Source organism: Peribacillus sp. YIM B13481 (genome assembly GCF_042787985.1).
GTDB lineage: Bacteria > Bacillota > Bacilli > Bacillales > DSM-1321 > Peribacillus > Peribacillus simplex_A.
In genome coordinates this window covers 1-17,620 of the sequence record NZ_JBHZPE010000005.1, presented here as the reverse complement: position 1 = coordinate 17,620, position 17,620 = coordinate 1, and the positions used below count along the sequence as shown (strand labels likewise).

Sequence of the window (17,620 nt, the reverse complement as noted above, 5' to 3'; positions counted from 1 at the left end):
GTTTTATTAGTTAAGGTTAATCACACCTTTTTCGACAAAATACTCTAGGTACTTTTTATCGTCTGCCTTGCTCATTATTAATGAGTTTCCGAATACTTCTAAGGATTCTGGGACCAAGAAGATTCTTTGCCATACAAAATCCATGATATACGTTTTATCTAACTTAATGATTTTAGTCCAAGGGTTTATCAATAAGGTATTTGAAGTGATATCCAGTCCTTCCTTTTTGTATTTATCAGGAGGCAGCTCATCATTCTTTTGGGGGTTGATATTTTTATGCAGTTGCAGGAATCTATTCAGTTTTTCTTCAAATGTTATTCCGTCAGAGTATTGAAATGTAGCGCCCATTCTACCCATCCCATAATTGAGTAATTTGTTTCCTCTTAGATTCTTGCTTGATTGAATATGGATATCAGGATTATTTGTATCTTCATAAATATAAGTGCCGGGTTCCAAAACGAGCATTTGCATGACGTCGATGCCAATTTTATCTTGATTTTTAAGTAAAAATTCCTCAGAACATTCAATTTCATCCTCGGTTTCACCAGGTAAACCACCAATTATAGACATCCGCAGCGTAATGTTAGCATTATGTAAATTATCTATTATCTGTTGATAATTACTAGATTGCACTCCTTTATCCAAGGAGTCTAAAATCCTTTGAGAATTGGTTTCATAGCCAACAGACATTAAAATGCAACCTAAATTACTTAGTTCAGAACAAAAACCAGCGTCTAACAACACATCCTCAAGACGGTTCCGTGTACTGAATTTAATTTCATAACCTCTAGATTTAAGTATTTTGACTGCATTGACGACAAGCCGCAAATTAGTATTCTCATCTATGAAATTAATTCTATTAACCCCATAATTGTTAATGATATCCTCGCACTCGTTTGCTACCTGCCTTGCCGTTTTCTGCTGATAACTTTTTTCTTTTCTTGATCTATTACCATATGAACAAAAAGTGCATCGTCCCCAGTAACACCCCACACATGTAATCAGAGACATATGTACTTCTTCATCTAGATAGTTTTTGTACGGTAAATCAGAAAAATCAGGTGGTAAGGCATCGGTGATCCTATATGCAGACTTGGAAGGGACATTTTCAACATTATTTTCATTAAGCCAAACAATATCCGGCACCTCCACGATTTGGCAATCGTTTTTCAAATACCTGTTTAACATGAATAATGTTTCTTCGCCAGCTGAAATTCCTAATGAATCCACAAATTGATTCAATCCATTTAGGCTTAAGAAAGATGATTGACGAATCATGATTTGTTGCCCGCCCAAAATAATGTGGGTATTGGGGGAAAGTTCTCTAATCCACTTGCATATTAAAAGGGAAGGTAATATTTGGCTATAGTAAGCAATAGAAAGCGCGAAGATTTTTGGTTTATCGTTTAGAATTTTTTCTTTGATATTTTCGTATAAGGTCTTTGTTGCTATATCACTTTTTTTCCAGCTAAAATCCCTTACCGATTCAAGGATTTCTTCCAATGAGGTAATTTCCAGTTTTAAAAACGAATTGACTAGCAGTAACTCTATGCCTTGTCTCACCAACCGAACATCATACTTCAATGAATCAGAAGATCTTTTCTCAATGAATACATTATTGTAAAGTTGCTTTTGTTCTTTTAATAAGTATTTAGCCATTTCGACTTTATATACCCATTTTAAGTCTTTACTTCCATTTTCATTGATGCTCACATATTCATTTAAACAATCTTCACTAAAGAGGGTATGGCATAATTCAATATTTAAATCAATTTGGCTTACACTCATTCCTTTACTTCTCAAAAAACTAGTAATCATGGGTAAACTTAAATACGGAAAGAGCCTGGCTTCAGTTAGAGGAGGAAAAACTATCATGGCATCTGAATTTTTCATCTGAAAAAATTCTCCTTTTATTTATCCAAAGAGAGTGCTAGTTTTATAAAAGCTAACACTCTCTTTGGATCACCTTATGGATTTAGGATCTAACTTATTTTTCTGCGCCCGTCACTGTACTGAAACGGAACGCATGAAATGCACTCCCCACTTCCAGTTCTTTAGCTTCGATTACTTCCAGGTTTTCCACTAACTTTTCCGCTTCTGTTTTTTCCACTTGCTTTGTCATATGTTTCACCTCCTTAACATGTATGATGGATGGCCTGTTACTCCCAGGCTCTCCTCTATTTTTCTGTGTCCAACGTATTGAAACGGAACGCATGAAATGCACTCCCCACTTCCAGCTCTTTAGCTTCGATTACTTCCAGGTTTTCCACTAGCTTTTCCGCTTCTGTTTTTTCCACTTGCTTTGTCATATGTTTCACCTCCTTAACATGTATGATGGATGGCCTGTTACTCCCAGGCTCTCCTCTATTTTTCTGTGTCCAACGTATTGAAACGGAACGCATGAAATGCACTCCCCACTTCTAGCTCTTTAGCTTCGATTACTTCCAGGTTTTCCACTAGTTTTTCCGCTTCTGTTTTTTCCACTTGCTTTGTCATATGTTTCACCTCCTTAAAATCACTTCAAAGCTAACTCTTCTAAGGTATATTTCACTTTCAGATAAACGAGAATTAGACTTCTTCTTTCAAAGACAATTTTATATTGCTTTTTAGAAGCCTTTTATCATAAACGACTGTTCCTATAGCCACCAAATATAACCCTATACAAATGATCAACACGTATGAAAATCCAACCTGGGAAAAGTCACCTTTTTCAGTTCCATAGTCCAGAAAAGTGTTGAATACCCCCGCAGCGAAAGCTCCGGTTCCAAACTGTACCATCTGGAATAACCCCATATAAACCCCTGTTTCTTCCTCGGGAACGGACAACATAGCAATTTTATTTTGTGTGGGCATGGAAATGACACCGGCCAATCCAAAAAGGAGAAATGCAAAGATAAAGAAAATTAAGCTGCCATTAAACATTGTCAATGTAAGATTTACCATTCCAATTATGGAAATCGAAATAGATAAAAGTAAAAGGTTTCTATTGTCTTTTAAATCTGCAAGTTTACCAGCATACCCAGATAATAAAACTGCCAATATCGAATCTGCCATAATGATATAGCCAACAATATCTGGTTGAATATTGTGTATATCCCGCATGTAACTGGGAATGTAAAGCACTATTACATTTGTGATCATAAATAGAACGAATATTCTCACAATTGAAGAGATAAAAATGGTGTTTTTTATTGCCTTTCTTGGAAGTAAAGAAGTGTTTCCTTGGTTTGCCCGTTCATAAAATACAAATAAAATTAAACTCAATATTGTAACAGCAATAGAAAGCGACCGTTTCACTACACCAATATCATCATTGAATATAAATTGAAAACTGATTACCATAACTAGTAAAGCCAAACTGTTTTTTAAAGGTAAATGAAGGTTTGCCGTGATTCTTTTTTTTGATTTGGGAGTTACCATTAGTACAAGAATTAAGGATATGCAGCTTATGATAATCAATATTCCAAATATCATTTGCCAAGGGTAATATTTTATTACCAAACCACCAACAGCTGGTCCAATAAGTGAGGCGGTCGCTAAAACTCCGGAAAACCATCCAAAAGCCCAGCCTAATTTATTATCCTTAAAACTTTGCCTGATCAATAATACCTGGGCAGGTACTACCATTGCATCTGCAATTGCCTGAAGTGTCTGATACAGCAAAAACAAATTCCAATTATTTGTGGTTCCACTAAGAATGGTAGATGTGATAAATAGCGACAGGCCAAATATCAACAATTTTCTTGCGCCTAAAACATCGGCCACTTTACCAAAAAGCGGAATGAGAAATGCGAAAAAAGAGAAGAAAAGAATATTTCTAATTTGAAGTGTGGAATAAGAAATATCAAAAAAGTCTACAAGATTAGGGAATGCAATCGTCAGCATGGACGTAGACATCACACTAGCTATAACACATGAAGAAATGGTTATAATCAATAATTGATCCTTATTTAATTTCATATATATAATCCTTTTTTATTTATTTTATTTAAATTCCCCTTTAGTCATCTTGCTTTTTTGATGTTGATATTTAACCCTTTTCATGCTGATTCGGTAGATCATTTATTGCAGGCAGATCATCTACAGCCAATTTGACGCCTGAATCAAATTGTAAAACCAATGCTAGCACTAATAGAATGGAGAACCCAGATACTAATATTTTTTTCATATACCTTAACCTCCTGATATTGATTGATACAGCTAGTATAAACCATCCAAATATGGTACATTTTTCTTGTATAGCCACTACAGAGTATTTTTTTCGATATTTAGTTGGTGTTTCCAATGAAATACATAAAAAAATATAAAAGTATTTATATTTTTAGGAGTTGATAAAATGGATGCAAGCATTCCTTTTAAACTTGGAAATGTACTCTACAATTTAAGAAAAAGATCAGGTATAACACAAAAAGTTATGGCAGAGGGTATCATTACTCAAGCACAACTAAGCAACATCGAGAAGGGGAAGGTCATTCCATTAGCGACTACTTTATATGAGCTCTCATTACGTTTAGGCATCAGCATTGAAGATATCCTTTTAGAAACTTATTCAGACCGAATGGAATATAGTGAGGAAGTGAAATCTCAAGTCAGGGTTTCCATTAGAAATAGAGAGTATCGGCAGGTAAAACGGATTCTCGAAGCAGAACAGTACCATGCAGATTTCCAGTCACCTATCAATAAACAATTCATCCTCTGGCATTTGGGGATAGTAGCCTATTATTGTGATAATGATATATTGAAATCCCTGGATTTTTTAGATCGAGCATTAGACTTATCTACTCATTTTCATATTTTATCTGCTCAAAAAATAGAAATTTTGAATAGCAAAGCCATTATTTATAACGAAATAACTGAATATAAAAAGTCAATTGCCTCTTATATAGATGCCCTTAAGCAATTTCAACAACTTCCAAAAACTTCAATGAATTATAGAATTAAAGTCCGGATTTATTACGGATTGACAAAATCCTTACATAAGGACGCACAATATTATGAATCTATAAAAATTTGCTCTGACGCCATTCAAATTTTAACGCGGGAAGAATCTATGTACCTTTTGGGTGAAGTATTATATCAACGTGCCCAATCCTTTCAGTCACTGAACAACATGGAAAGTGCCACAAAAGGGTATGAAGAGGCAAGGAATATATTCTTATTGCAGCAGAATTACGAGTTTGAAAAAGTCGTTCAGGAAAGACTGCATGAGATAAAGAAATCTCTATAATGACTGAAGAATTCACACAGCAAAACAATGCTGTACTTTTTTGGTTAGTATAATGTTCATGTGTTCGGCTTGGAACGTAAAAAAAGAGTCCGTAACATTATTACCGATAATCAAGCACAAGAGCTAAGGAAAGCGGTTATGGCATAACGAAAGGAAAGCATTCCATCCAAACTGGAAATTCATATCATAAAAAGGACTTTTATATTTTCAATCCAAAATAGCCAAGATTTATCGAGGTAGATAAAAATCAATGACCCGAATTAAAAAATCACCAGAAACCACCTTCTTCAAACCATTCAAATAGGCCTCATGAACAAGACTAGCAGAAACCTACCTTATTCAAGCTGGAAGCGAAGGATAGCATAGGGGGTTCCCTATCTAAATTCCTCGATGTCATGAATTTTGAAAAGCATCATACCCTCATGGATCCAGAACCTCTCGGAACGAACCCTATCTGTCTATTTCCATCCATAAAAATAAAGCTTTTTTTCAAATTCTGTCATCAATGTTACAATAACAAGGTTGAAATCAATCAATCTATAGAACACGTGAGGTATCATACATTTTATGAAAGCATTACGATTATTAAAAAGTTTTAACTTTTTATATTTTGGACTGCTTGCCATTTTCATTCCGTTTCTCCCAGTCTACCTGGCTGATCAAGGTTTGCGTCCAGCCCAAATCGGATTCATCATCGGTACAGGAGGTTTTGTCACCCTCATCACCCAGCCTTTATGGGGAATGATCAGCGACAAAACGAGGACGATACGAAAAGTCCTGTTGTTACTCATCTTTTTCTCGAGCGTAATCGGTTACTTTCTCTATGACTCAAGCAGCTATCTTCAGCTTATCCTGTTTGCCATGCTCCTATATTTCTTTTTGATGCCGATCGATCCCCTGACGGAAAGCCTCAACTTCACGATTGCAGAGAAATCTGGGATCAGTTACGGTTCCATCCGGACATATGGTGCATTGGGCTATGCGGTCATATCGCTGATCACAGGCTACGTTATGTCATATTTCGGAGCAAACAGCCTGGCTTTCCTTTTTGCCGGCATAGGTTTGATCAGTTTCATCGTCAGCTGGATGATGCCTGATGCACCCGTTTCAGGGAAACCTGTCACCTTAAGCAGCCTTAAGCATTTTTTCAGCAATAAAGAGACACTTCTCTTCCTGTTATTGGTCTTTATCTGTGCTGTCCCAGCAAGAATGAACGATACTTTCCTCGGGGTGTACATCAGGGAACTTGGAGGAAGTGCCAAGCTTGTAGGCTTGACCTGGTTCTTAGCGGCAGGAAGTGAAATCGTTGTATTCGCCCTAAGCTTCTGGTGGCTGCGCAAAGGTAAAGAAATCATCATCATTTCATTTGCAGCAGCGTTTTTCTTTATCCGCTATTTCGTCTCTGCATGGATAACCGATCCACATCTATTAGCTTATTTGCAAGTCATGCAGCTATTGACTTTCCCGATCTTCTACTCGGCTGCCATCCAATATCTTTATCGGATCGTTCCCGTGGAGTGGCGTGCCACAGGCCAAACCGTACTGGCACTGTTATTCTTTGGGGTTTCGGGAATCATTGCTTCTTATATAGGCGGAGCCATATATGGGGCTTTTGGGGGCAAGACCCTTTACCTGTTCATCTCCTCCATCTCCTTTATAGGAATGGTATTTGCCTTCGTTCTTTATCGGATATATGGCAAGAGGCTCGATACTGCAGAGGAAGCTGTATAATCTTGAAAAACTGCATAAAAAAGAGCATGTTTTGATCAAAACATGCTCTTTTTTATATTCCGTTAGCGAAATAAGGGGGCAACCGTTAACATTAGCACCGAGAAGCACAGCAGGATTGTCGTTGTCCTGTTTGAGAGTTTTACTTGTTTGCCATTTTTATAGAACCCTGAAAATTGAAGCCGGTTTTTATAGAGTACATAAAGTAATGGGAAAATTGCCATAGCAACAATCCATCCGCCTGCGGTATTCTCAACGGTTATACCAAAAATCTCATAGATTGAATTAATGATGAACCCCATTATCATTCCAATAACGAAAATAATAGTGATTATACGAAATAATTCTAAGATCACTCTTAACATCATTTCACCTACTTTTTTCCCGTTATCCGTAAAAAAAAAGGCTGCAATCAGCAACCTTGAAAGAACTTTATAGGATGGGACACTTCCCTAAATATAACAAACTCTCATCTTTTGGTAAATAGACGCTATTTACTCTTCTTCTTGAACGAGCGAATGCTTAAAAGCGTAAATCACCGCTTGCGTACGGTCCTGTACGGCAAGCTTACTTAATATATTGCTGACATGCACTTTGGCTGTTTTTAGGGCTATGTATAGTTCATCGGCAATTTCCTGATTCGTTTTCCCTTGTGTCATCAGCAGCAAAATTTCCATTTCACGGTTTGTCAATTGATCATGAAGCTGGGTGATCTTTGGGCGACGTAGCTTTTCCATCATTTTCCCCGTCACTTCAGGTTCAAGTACGCTTTGCCCTTGGAACGTGGAACGGACGGCTCTGGCAATCTCGCTGGCCTTTGATGTTTTTAACATATAGCTCGTCGCTCCGGCTTCCAATGCCGGGTACACTTTTTCATCATCAAGAAAACTTGTCACAATGATGATCTTTGCTTCTGGCCAACCCTCAATAATTCGTTTCGTCGCTTCTATGCCGTCCATTTCCGGCATCACCAAATCCATCAAAATGATATCCGGGCGCAATTCCATTGCCAGTTCGACAGCTTTTAAACCATTGTCCGCTTCCCCGATCACTTCGATATCCGCCTGTGCGGATAAATAAGCCGATACCCCTATCCTTACCATTTCATGGTCATCGACAAATAATACTTTAATCATCATGATCACCTCCAGCATTTAATAATGGGATTTTCACTTCAAGTTTCGTTCCTTTATTCGGAACGCTTACAAGTTGCATCGTTCCGCCTAATTCCACAGCCCGTTCATGCATGTTTTGCAAACCATATGATCCCGTTTTCGACTCCTCGACGTTAAAACCGATGCCATCATCCGTTATCCGTAAAATGATCAGCCCGTCACGAACGATCAATAGCACTTCAAGAGAATTCGCTTTTGCATGTCTTAGTGTATTGGAAATTGATTCTTGTAAAATCCTAAACAGATGGTCTTCAATCCCCTTATCCAGAGTGACAGTTTCCATCTTCCAATTTATGTCCATCGTCACTTTTTGGGCCAATTCCTCCAGGAGCTCCTTCATCCCCGCCTGTAAAGATTTTCCCTTTAATGCAACGGGTCTCAAGTGAAGTAATAAAGCCCTCATCTCAAGCTGGGATTGATGGATCATCTCTTCCACTATCTTGAATTGTTTCATTTCCGTTTTTTCCATATCTGATTGTGACTCGGTAATGGCCGACATGAACATCGAAGCGGCAAACAATTGCTGGCTTACCGAATCATGCAGTTCCCGCGCCAAACGGTTTCGTTCCTGGGAAACGATTTCCTGGATCTGTTTCTCCTGATCAATGGCCTTTTCATTCGCCATTTTTTGTGATAATTTGGTCTGCTCATTGATTTGCTTATGAATCAGTTGCATCCGTTCCACCATTTTAGCCATCTCTTGGACCGGATACGCCTCCTGTTGCGAAGGTAAGCGCCCCTGTTCAAGTAAATATAGACCTTCATCCACCCTTTCCAGCTGCCTCTTCCAAAACAACCCCGAAACGACACCATAGAAAAGCCCTACCGTAATGACCAGACTTGGCAGGAATATGACGAAAGGCAAGCCCATGACCACTTTCTCCCACAATACGCTCCAGTCGGATAAAGGAAAGATAAAGAAAACAGCCGCCGGCAAGGCAAGGGAAAGTACGAAAGAAACACCAAGGGCAGTCAATATCTGCCGTGTCATTATGCTCATACCCGCTTCACCTCTAAATCCCCAACTAAGATTGAAGTGATGATATGAACCTTGTGATCCGTTTCATTGAACCCTTCCGTTTGGTAGGAATAAATCTGATTAAAGACCCTGGATTCAGGCTTATTTTCAAAGATCCTCGCTCTGCCTGCAATGACCGAATGATGGACCCTGATTTCGATGCCATACGGTACAAGCACGGTAATATTGCCAATGATATTCCTGATGGAAATGACAGCATCGCCTTTCGGTAAAATCGTTTTGCTTAAATCGATAACCGTATCACCGACCCCGCCCTGAACATTCACGGAATTCCATTCATATACATGCTCGGCCGTTTGTTGATGACCGAAAAACTTATTTTTAAAAAGGTAATCGGTTTTCAGCAATTGTTCCTTATTGATATTTTCTTCGTCCGAATCATCATTGGTTAAAATGGGACTGACCCAATCAGGATTCTTTTTGGACTGATAATATAAAAGCAAAAGATAAATGAGGATCGCCATAAGGAAAAATTTAAAGACGAACATATTCAAGACAGTGATGATAAGGGAAATCAGCCCTATAAAAAATAGGATTTTCCCGATTGACCGTTTTGTGAATTTCCTGCCTAAATAGATACATCCTATTGAAAAAGCGAGGGAAAAAAGGAGACCTCCACCCGTAAATGAAATCTCTAAAAAAAGCAGGACGACTCCGATGAGAAGTATCCATCCCATATAGTCCGTCTTCATCTTGTTCAACATCGGTTCGCCTCCCCTGTATATGATCATGATATTCTTAAAAGGCACAGGAACCCGTGCCTTTTAAGAATACCATGAAATTATCACGTTCTGACAGCCTGTTTTCCCCCGCCCTCATTTCCTGGAAGTCAGGGGATAACGGCAATGCTTTAAAATACCTTTACGCTTCTTTCTGTTCCAGTTCCTTTTCAAGCTGGACAATCCTGGCATCGATTGTATGCCGATTATAATCTGTATGGACTTGATGCTCGATGCGATCGATATAATGCTCCATTTCTTCAAACATCGCTACCGGTTTGGCGTCGGAAATGCCTCCGTCTAAAACCCGATTGATCCGGTTGTTTGCCCGGGCAATATTCTCCCTGCCCATCAGTTCCATCCGCTTTAGATGCATATCCTTGAGCTTATGCTTCATTTCTTCATACTTCCGCTCCAGTTCAGCCAACTGAACTTCTGCACTTTTATGCGCCTCCTTCAAACTTAGCGCACGATCTTCATAGTGCAGGCTTTCCTTGAAAGCAAATTCCATTAAATCGGTTTCTCCTGACTGCTTAGCAATTTCAGCCTGATGCTTACGTTTTTCAGCCAGATTTTGCGCTTGATTATATTCACGCGTAAACTCTTCTTTCAAAAGATATTGACGTTCAAGCAGCTTACCGACCTTTTCTGTCTCCTGCTCGCATTGACGTAAATATTGATTCAACATTCCAATTGGATTCTTTTGCTCCTTTTTATCCAACAAGTCGTGAAAATCCGCTGAAATCGTTTGTTTCATTCTTGAAAATAAATTACCCATTCCAATTCCATCCCTTCTATTAGTTCTTATTCAACTCTTTCCACTCTCTTTCAAAATTTGAGAATGGGTCCGTTTCTTTCGATACATTTTCATCATTTTCATTCCACTTTTTATAAACCAGGTAAAGAACATAAGCTGCAACCAGTCCTAATATCGCTGGGATATGGGAAATAGCAACTACAAGCACGATAAGGGAGATTGATCCCCAGGCAATCTTGGCTCCTGTGGATTCGGACTTCATGAACTGTTTGAACCCAAAGTATAGGATCGCCAAGCAAATCGCCAAGCTGATTAATGGACCAACATTCGCTAGCAACATGAATAATGCGATCAGTCCTACAATAAATAAACCAAATTTCTTCATTGTTTTCGTCCTCCTTTCCATGTTTATATCTTATCTAGTTTTACGAGTTCGTATAATGAGCCTTAGCTATATTTTCTATTAAGACTTAAGGCGTAGTTGCTATAAGCCCACACTAACGAGAGTGTTTTGTTCCTTAATTTGAGAGATTTACTCGTGTTTGGGCGTTTTACTCGTGAATTGAGCGTTTACTCGTGAATTCAGCTAGTTTACTCGTGAGTTTTGGCGTTTTACTCGTGAATTCAGCTAGTTTACTCGTGAGTTTTGGTGTTTTACTCGTGAATTCAGCTAGTTTACTCGTGAGTTCGGACGGCTTAAAAGTGGTGGGAAGATGAAGTTTTCCGATAGGGGGTGTGCAGCGGGCGAGCCTTTAATATAAAATTAAATCTTCCGATTGTAGTAAAACCGGAAGATTGTTTGAACTGCCAAATATAATTACAAATACAAACCTTCAACGTAAACTGACGTGATGGTTTGAGCAATCTCGTCGACAGAACTTTGATGTTCGTTTCGGACAATTTCCCAAAGATACATTTCATTTGTGAAAAACCATCCTCTTGCCACAAGCTCATGGTTTAGTTCAGCCCTTGCCAGCCCATTTTGCTGTGCATATGCGACGTCCTTTGAAATTCGCTGAATGAACTTCATGCGGATCGCCTTCCATTTATCTGAGATGACAGTTGAAATCCCAATGGCCTGTTCGAAAACTTGCATCATATTGCGTTCAGCCTCTGCCATTTTCAAAAAGGCATTAGCTTGTTTATTTATGATATGTTTTGCTTCGTCCTTCGATTTTGGAAAGAAAGAGGTCTCCGCAATTTCATAAAATTGCTCCATGACATTCTCCATTAATACAATTAAAAGATCCTCTTTCCCTTTAAAATGAACATAGGCAGTTCCGTACCCCACGTTTGCCTTTTTGATCATTTGGGAAATAACTGCAGCTTGAAAACCTTCTTGAAGAAATACCTCCTTTGCCGCTTCTAATAACTTTTGACGTGTCATGATTGAGCGCAAATGTCGTTTATCCCCTACATTACCATTATCCATCCCGATTCCTCCCCTTATCTTCTAGCATAAAGGATTACTTTAAAAATAAAAAACATTTGCTGGAAAATGTTTTTTTGATGATTTTAATATTTTCAATCTTCTGAATTATGTTATTGACACTGTGTCATATTCTTTGGTACGATTCTCCTAGGATCAAACTGATATAGGAGGATGATTATGAATTCAAAATACACGTTGGATTACGCAAAACAAATGGATGAGAAAGATTCCCTTAAAGGTTTTCGAGAAGAATTTTATTTAAAGCCGAATTCCATCTATATGGATGGCAACTCATTGGGGCTTCTTTCTAAAAGAGCTGAACGCACTCTTTTGGAATCTTTGGAAGATTGGAAGGAACATGGGATTGATGGATGGACACAAGGGAATCACCCCTGGTTTTTCATGGCAGAGGAATTGGGCTCCAAGATTGCCCAATTAGTGGGAGCTTCTCCTAAGGAAGTTATTGTAACCGGATCCACAACTGTTAACCTGCATCAACTTGTAGCTACTTTTTATAAGCCGGAAGGGAAACGCACAAAAATTTTAGCGGATGAACTAACCTTTCCGACTGATATTTATGCTCTTCAAAGTCAGCTGCGTACACATGGATACAATCCGGAAACCGATCTCATCCGCGTGAAAAGCCGCGATGGAAGATTCCTTGAAGAGGATGACATTATCGAAGCAATGACCGATGACATTGCTTTGATCATCTTGCCAACGGTCCTGTATCGCAGCGGTCAAATATTGGATATGAAACGATTAACTGATGAAGCTCATAAAAGAGGAATAGTAATCGGATTTGACGGCTGTCATTCCATCGGTGCCATCCCGCATTCATTCAGCGAATGGGATGTGGACTTTGCGTATTGGTGCAATTATAAACATTTAAATGGCGGTCCTGGCGGTGTTGGCGGCCTATATGTAAATCGAAAACATTTTGGAACGATGCCTGGATTGGCTGGATGGTTCGGGTCCAAAAAAGATAAACAATTCGATATGGAGCATACATTAACACCAGCTGAATCAGCAGGCGCGTATCAAATTGGAACGCCACATGTATTAAGTTGTGCACCATTAATTGGGTCTTTAGAAATTTTTATCGAAGCTGGCATTGAGAATATCCGGGAAAAATCCCTTAAAATTAATCAATATTTAATAGACTTAATTGAACACGAGCTGGAAGAAATGGGATTTTTCATTGGAACCCCTAGAGAAGACATACGCCGCGGGGGTCATGTAAGCCTTGAGCATAAAGAAGCTGCACGGATTTGTAAGGCATTGAAAGAAAACGGTGTCATTCCGGATTTCCGAGCACCAAACATCATTCGTCTTGCACCAGTTGCACTATATACTTCCTACGCAGAAGTTTGGGAAGTGGTACAAATACTCAAGAAAATCATGTCGGAAAAACAATATGAAAAATTCAAGAATGAACGAGAAGTGGTTGCATAACGCTAATACCCGCTTCCCTCGAATTTGTTAGTCGGTTAATGTTAATATGGGCGGTCAGTCTACGCTTAAAGAGGTGTGAACTAACTGCCCGGGTAAGATAAAGTCTTTTGGGATAAAAGGGGATGAACTATGGAGAATAAACATACTCAATTGAATCTTAAAGATGATCCTGAGAAAGGATTAAAACGTAATCTGGAAACAAACCAGCTTTCCATGATCGCGATGGGCTGTGCCATCGGGACGGGACTATTCCTTGGCAGCGGGCTTGCCATTCAAGCGGCAGGGCCAAGTGTATTGCTCAGCTATGCACTCGGGGCGTTCATTGTCTTACTATTGATGGGCTGTTTAGCCGAAATGACGGTTGCCCATCCCACTTCCGGATCTTTTGGGGCCATTGCTGAAAAGTACATGACTCCAATGGCAGGCTATCTTGTCCGCTATTCTTATTGGATTGCCAATGTTTTGGCTGTTGGGGTTGAGGTAAGTGCAGTCAGCGTTTATATGAAGTATTGGTTTCCGACCGTGCCGGGAATCGTATGGATTTTATTGTTTGCAGGTATCCTGATTTATGTAAATGCTACTAGCGTGAATACATTCGCTACATTCGAGTATTGGTTCTCCTTTATTAAAATAAGTGCCATTGTTGGTTTTATCCTTCTTGGATCCTATATACTATTCGGTTCATCCGAACGGCCACATATAGGACCTGAGAACTTTGTAAATGAAGGCGGTTTTTTCCCATTCGGCGGGTGGGGAATGTGGGTAGCCGTATTTATTTCTTTATTCAGCTTTCTTGGAACTGAAATGATAGCGGTTACATCAGGGGAAGCAAAAGATCCGGATGCAGCTGTTCCAAAAGCATTAAAAGCGACGGTCTTCCGTTTATCGACTTTCTATGTGTTGACAATTGGGATCATGTTGATGATCGTTCCGTGGAAAACAGCTGGAATCGAGGAAAGTCCATTCGTAAAAGTAATGGAAATCCTGAACATTCCAGGTGCATCCGGGATTATGAACTTTATTATTTTAACGGCTGCTTTATCTGCCATGAATGCTCAGCTCTATGCTTCAACACGTATGATGTTTTCATTAGCGCGCGGGAAAAATGCACCTGGCTTTTTAGGAAAGCTAAACAAAAGGGGTGTTCCTGCAAAAGCACTTGCTGTCTCTACCACTGGGATTTTCATTGCTGCAGGCGTACATTCGTTACTTCCTGGTTCTTCCTATGCCTTCATGATGGGGATTTCCATGTTCGGTGCTATGTTCACATGGCTTATGATCTTCATTTCTCATTTGTTTTTCAGGGTGAAATGGGAGAAAACAGGCGGACGCAAGTTACCGGTAAGGATGATGGGTTTTCCCTATTTAACGATACTAGGAGCCGTTCTTCTATTTAGCTTAATGATTACGACATGGTTTACAGATTTCAAAATCATGCTTCAATTCGGGATACCTTGGTTACTATTTTTAACTGTTGCTTATTTTGTTTCAAAAAGAAGAAATATTAACCATAATGTAATGGAAGAATCTCTGGAAAAGAAGCTAGAATAGAATGACGGAATAAATAGTTTTTTTGAAATATGAAAAGTGAGGGGATTGCGGAATGAAGAATATGGATAACAATGAACAAACAATAACTGGTCTAGAGAAAGAAATTCAAACCGATTTTCAAAAATCGATGTCTTACGGAGATTATCTCCACCTTGATAAAATATTAACTAGTCAACATAGATGTTCCGATCATCATGATGAAATGCTTTTTATCATCATCCATCAAGCGAGTGAGTTATGGATGAAGCTCATTTTACATGAGCTGACAGCAGCTACTCAGTGTATACGCCAAAACAAGTTGGAACCCTCGTTTAAAATGCTGTCGCGCGTTTCGAGGATCCAGCAGCAATTGATCCAGTCATGGAGTGTCCTTTCAACCTTGACACCGGCTGAATACATGGAGTTCAGGGATAAACTGGGGCAATCTTCCGGATTCCAATCTTATCAGAATCGTTTGATTGAATTTGCGCTAGGAAACAAAAATGTCCATACACTATCAGTCTATCAACATCAGAAAGATCTATTCGAGCAAATGCAGCAGGCCCTTCATGAGCCAAGTATTTATGATGCGGCGATTAATGCCCTTGTAGCGCGTGGATTACCCATTGATCAAGAAGCCATCAGCAGGGATTGGTCACAAAAATACGAACCAAATACAAGTGTAGAAGAGGCGTGGCTGACAGTTTACCGCGATGTCGAACAATATTGGGACTTATATGAGCTGGGCGAGAAGTTAGTGGACATCGGCCATCAACAGCAATTATGGCGTTTTAATCATATGACCACAGTGGAAAGAATTATTGGTAATAAACAAGGTACTGGCGGATCATCAGGTGTAACGTATTTAAAAAGAGCTCTAGACCAACACTTTTTCCCAGAACTATGGAGCCTAAGAACGAAGCTATAAGAGATGGAGGTAAATGCATGGGAACATGGATTGATATTTCACAACGTCTGGATGAAAACGTTGCAGTCTGGCCTGGAGATACCCCTTTCTCATACAAAGTCAATTGGAGTAAAGAAGAGAGTGGATCTGTCAATGTAGGACAAATCAATATGAGTATCCACACTGGTACCCATATTGATGCACCTTTTCATTTTGATAACAATGGAAAAAGAGTGATTGAACTGGATCTCGATTTATATATGGGAAATGCCCGAGTCATCCATTTGCCAAACAAGACAAGCATCGGTGTCAATGAATTATCCAATCTGGGTCTCCAAGGCGTGACGCGACTGTTAATTCGGACTGACGCTTGGAAGGATAGATGTGTGTTTCCACAAACTATTCCACATATCCAACCAGAATTAGCAGCATATCTTTCAGAACTCGGCGTTCGTCTTATTGGTCTTGATTTGCCATCCGTAGATCCATTGGATAGTAAAGAACTGTCTGCCCATCATGAGCTTGCCGGTCATGGAATTCATATTTTGGAAGGGCTTGTATTAGACGATATAGGGCAAGGGAATTATGAATTGGCAGCCCTCCCGCTTCCATTAGTTGAAGCAGATGGAAGTCCGGTGCGTGCTGTATTGAAAAAATTGCCCTAACAAAGTTTACCAAAAAACAAGCCAGATCAAAAAATGATCTGGCTTGTTTTTTTGTTTCATTAAACACCGTACTCATTAGTCAAGCCGATTTCCCTTCTCCCCCTTTATTGAGATAATCATGACTTTCTAATTTATCTCCCTAAACCAAGTTCATTTATGTTATAATTTTCAGAATTCACCGTTCAGAATGGAGGTCCGAATATGGAAAACTTTTATTTGTTCATGATCATGTGCATTCTTCTCATCATTTTACCTGGTCCGGATACGGCGATAACCACAAGGAATACCGTTACCGTGGGGACGGCGGGAGGTTTTAAAACGATGTTCGGTACGTGCTGTGCGCTTTTTATTCATACATCAGCTGCCGTATTTGGACTATCGGCAATCATTGTGAAATCGGCTTTATTATTTTCCATCTTCAAATATGTCGGTGCCGTTTACTTGGTATATCTAGGCTTCAAGACTTTATGGGGATTAAGGAATAGGCAAGTGGCTGCAGCGACAGAAACGTCCGTCAAAGGTAAGTATGAAAACCAGTCTTGCTTTAAGCAAGGGTTCCTTACCAATCTGCTGAACCCTAAAGTGGCCGTTTTCTTCTTAACGTTTCTGCCTCAGTTCGTGGATCCAGGCAAGGATACGTTTATGCCCTTCCTGATCATGGGCATAACGTATACCGTTTTAACTGCAATGTGGTTTGTATTTTATATCTATCTATTGAACCAGATTAGTGCCTTTATGAAAAAGCCGAGAACTCAGGCGATTTTCGAGGGAATAACAGGGACGGTATTGGTTGGTTTTGGGATAAAGCTAGCTCTGGAAAAAGCTCATAATTAATCTATTAAGCCCCCACAATGAACTGCACCCTAAATGTTAGACACCATCTAACTGTTGGAGGTGCGGTTTTTATTTTAGGCTGTTTTCACATACTTTGTTGCTATTTACCAGGTAGTGAGTTGTGGTTGATTTCCCCTCCAGATGCTCGCTTT

At 39.4% G+C, this 17,620-nt stretch carries 20 protein-coding genes; 7 read left to right on the top strand and 13 right to left on the bottom strand.

Going from position 1 to position 17,620, the window contains the following annotated elements; genetic code table 11:
- Nucleotides 1–6: 6 nt before the first annotated feature.
- The 6 genes from ACFX4X_RS05110 to ACFX4X_RS05085 all read right to left on the bottom strand — a co-directional run bounded on the left by ACFX4X_RS05110 (nucleotide 7) and on the right by ACFX4X_RS05085 (nucleotide 4,168).
- Entirely contained in the window at nucleotides 7–1,893 is a 1,887-nt protein-coding gene (locus ACFX4X_RS05110; protein WP_377382176.1) for a B12-binding domain-containing radical SAM protein, read from the bottom strand.
- 94 nt (nucleotides 1,894–1,987) lie between these two features.
- Complete coding sequence (locus tag ACFX4X_RS05105; protein ID WP_284149541.1) at nucleotides 1,988–2,122, bottom strand: hypothetical protein; 135 nt, start codon at nucleotides 2,120–2,122, stop codon at nucleotides 1,988–1,990.
- A 55-nt stretch (nucleotides 2,123–2,177) separates the two neighbouring features.
- Complete coding sequence (locus ACFX4X_RS05100; RefSeq protein ID WP_284149542.1) at nucleotides 2,178–2,309, bottom strand: hypothetical protein; 132 nt, start codon at nucleotides 2,307–2,309, stop codon at nucleotides 2,178–2,180.
- A gap of 55 nt (nucleotides 2,310–2,364) precedes the next feature.
- Nucleotides 2,365–2,496, bottom strand: coding sequence for a hypothetical protein (locus tag ACFX4X_RS05095; RefSeq protein ID WP_284149542.1), 132 nt, complete (start codon nucleotides 2,494–2,496; stop codon nucleotides 2,365–2,367).
- Between the two features lie 72 nt (nucleotides 2,497–2,568).
- Nucleotides 2,569–3,960, bottom strand: a complete 1,392-nt coding sequence (locus ACFX4X_RS05090; protein WP_377382172.1) for an MFS transporter — start codon at nucleotides 3,958–3,960, stop codon at nucleotides 2,569–2,571.
- 70 nt (nucleotides 3,961–4,030) lie between these two features.
- Nucleotides 4,031–4,168, bottom strand: coding sequence for a hypothetical protein (locus ACFX4X_RS05085; protein WP_155727390.1), 138 nt, complete (start codon nucleotides 4,166–4,168; stop codon nucleotides 4,031–4,033).
- A 168-nt stretch (nucleotides 4,169–4,336) separates the two neighbouring features.
- On the opposite strand from ACFX4X_RS05085, the gene ACFX4X_RS05080 reads away from it, so the two are divergent.
- Nucleotides 4,337–5,227: a helix-turn-helix domain-containing protein gene (locus ACFX4X_RS05080; protein WP_377382169.1), complete on the top strand. Its 891-nt coding sequence runs from the start codon at nucleotides 4,337–4,339 to the stop codon at nucleotides 5,225–5,227.
- Between the two features lie 567 nt (nucleotides 5,228–5,794).
- Nucleotides 5,795–6,958: an MFS transporter gene (locus tag ACFX4X_RS05075; RefSeq protein ID WP_125160331.1), complete on the top strand. Its 1,164-nt coding sequence runs from the start codon at nucleotides 5,795–5,797 to the stop codon at nucleotides 6,956–6,958.
- 62 nt (nucleotides 6,959–7,020) lie between these two features.
- On the opposite strand, the gene ACFX4X_RS05070 is transcribed toward ACFX4X_RS05075, so the two are convergent.
- The 7 genes from ACFX4X_RS05070 to ACFX4X_RS05040 all read right to left on the bottom strand — a co-directional run bounded on the left by ACFX4X_RS05070 (nucleotide 7,021) and on the right by ACFX4X_RS05040 (nucleotide 12,077).
- Nucleotides 7,021–7,320 (bottom strand): hypothetical protein, encoded by a 300-nt coding sequence (locus ACFX4X_RS05070; protein ID WP_377382166.1) that lies wholly within the window; start codon nucleotides 7,318–7,320, stop codon nucleotides 7,021–7,023.
- Nucleotides 7,321–7,449: 129 nt separating this feature from the next.
- Complete coding sequence (locus ACFX4X_RS05065) at nucleotides 7,450–8,091, bottom strand: response regulator transcription factor (protein WP_284469886.1); 642 nt, start codon at nucleotides 8,089–8,091, stop codon at nucleotides 7,450–7,452.
- Nucleotides 8,084–9,130, bottom strand: coding sequence for a sensor histidine kinase (locus ACFX4X_RS05060; RefSeq protein WP_061464569.1), 1,047 nt, complete (start codon nucleotides 9,128–9,130; stop codon nucleotides 8,084–8,086). Before ACFX4X_RS05060 ends, ACFX4X_RS05065 begins: the two co-directional genes overlap by 8 nt.
- A complete protein-coding gene (gene liaF / locus ACFX4X_RS05055) occupies nucleotides 9,127–9,873 on the bottom strand; it encodes a cell wall-active antibiotics response protein LiaF (RefSeq protein WP_377382162.1) in 747 nt (248 codons plus the stop codon). The genes ACFX4X_RS05060 and liaF overlap by 4 nt, the downstream gene beginning before the upstream one ends.
- Nucleotides 9,874–10,030: 157 nt before the next feature.
- Nucleotides 10,031–10,666: a PspA/IM30 family protein gene (locus tag ACFX4X_RS05050; RefSeq protein WP_317778071.1), complete on the bottom strand. Its 636-nt coding sequence runs from the start codon at nucleotides 10,664–10,666 to the stop codon at nucleotides 10,031–10,033.
- Between the two features lie 19 nt (nucleotides 10,667–10,685).
- Nucleotides 10,686–11,030 (bottom strand): lmo0954 family membrane protein, encoded by a 345-nt coding sequence (locus ACFX4X_RS05045; protein WP_061464572.1) that lies wholly within the window; start codon nucleotides 11,028–11,030, stop codon nucleotides 10,686–10,688.
- Between the two features lie 432 nt (nucleotides 11,031–11,462).
- The gene (locus tag ACFX4X_RS05040; protein ID WP_089363830.1) at nucleotides 11,463–12,077 is read right to left on the bottom strand and encodes a TetR/AcrR family transcriptional regulator; all 615 of its coding nucleotides are present in this window, start codon (nucleotides 12,075–12,077) and stop codon (nucleotides 11,463–11,465) included.
- Nucleotides 12,078–12,254: 177 nt separating this feature from the next.
- On the opposite strand from ACFX4X_RS05040, the gene kynU reads away from it, so the two are divergent.
- The 5 genes from kynU (at nucleotide 12,255) to ACFX4X_RS05015 (ending at nucleotide 17,468) form a co-directional block, all read left to right on the top strand.
- A complete protein-coding gene (kynU, locus tag ACFX4X_RS05035) occupies nucleotides 12,255–13,532 on the top strand; it encodes a kynureninase (RefSeq protein ID WP_377382157.1) in 1,278 nt (425 codons plus the stop codon).
- Nucleotides 13,533–13,661: 129 nt separating this feature from the next.
- Nucleotides 13,662–15,083 (top strand): amino acid permease, encoded by a 1,422-nt coding sequence (locus ACFX4X_RS05030; RefSeq protein WP_284469881.1) that lies wholly within the window; start codon nucleotides 13,662–13,664, stop codon nucleotides 15,081–15,083.
- Nucleotides 15,084–15,144: 61 nt separating this feature from the next.
- Nucleotides 15,145–15,990 carry a tryptophan 2,3-dioxygenase gene (gene kynA, locus ACFX4X_RS05025; RefSeq protein WP_317778081.1) on the top strand — a complete coding sequence of 282 codons (846 nt, stop codon included), beginning with the start codon at nucleotides 15,145–15,147 and terminating at the stop codon, nucleotides 15,988–15,990.
- A gap of 17 nt (nucleotides 15,991–16,007) precedes the next feature.
- On the top strand, nucleotides 16,008–16,634 hold the full coding sequence (gene kynB / locus ACFX4X_RS05020; RefSeq protein ID WP_377382154.1) for an arylformamidase: 627 nt from the start codon (nucleotides 16,008–16,010) through the stop codon (nucleotides 16,632–16,634).
- A 201-nt stretch (nucleotides 16,635–16,835) separates the two neighbouring features.
- Nucleotides 16,836–17,468 carry a LysE family translocator gene (locus ACFX4X_RS05015; protein WP_284469879.1) on the top strand — a complete coding sequence of 211 codons (633 nt, stop codon included), beginning with the start codon at nucleotides 16,836–16,838 and terminating at the stop codon, nucleotides 17,466–17,468.
- The last annotated feature ends 152 nt before the right edge of the window (nucleotides 17,469–17,620 follow it).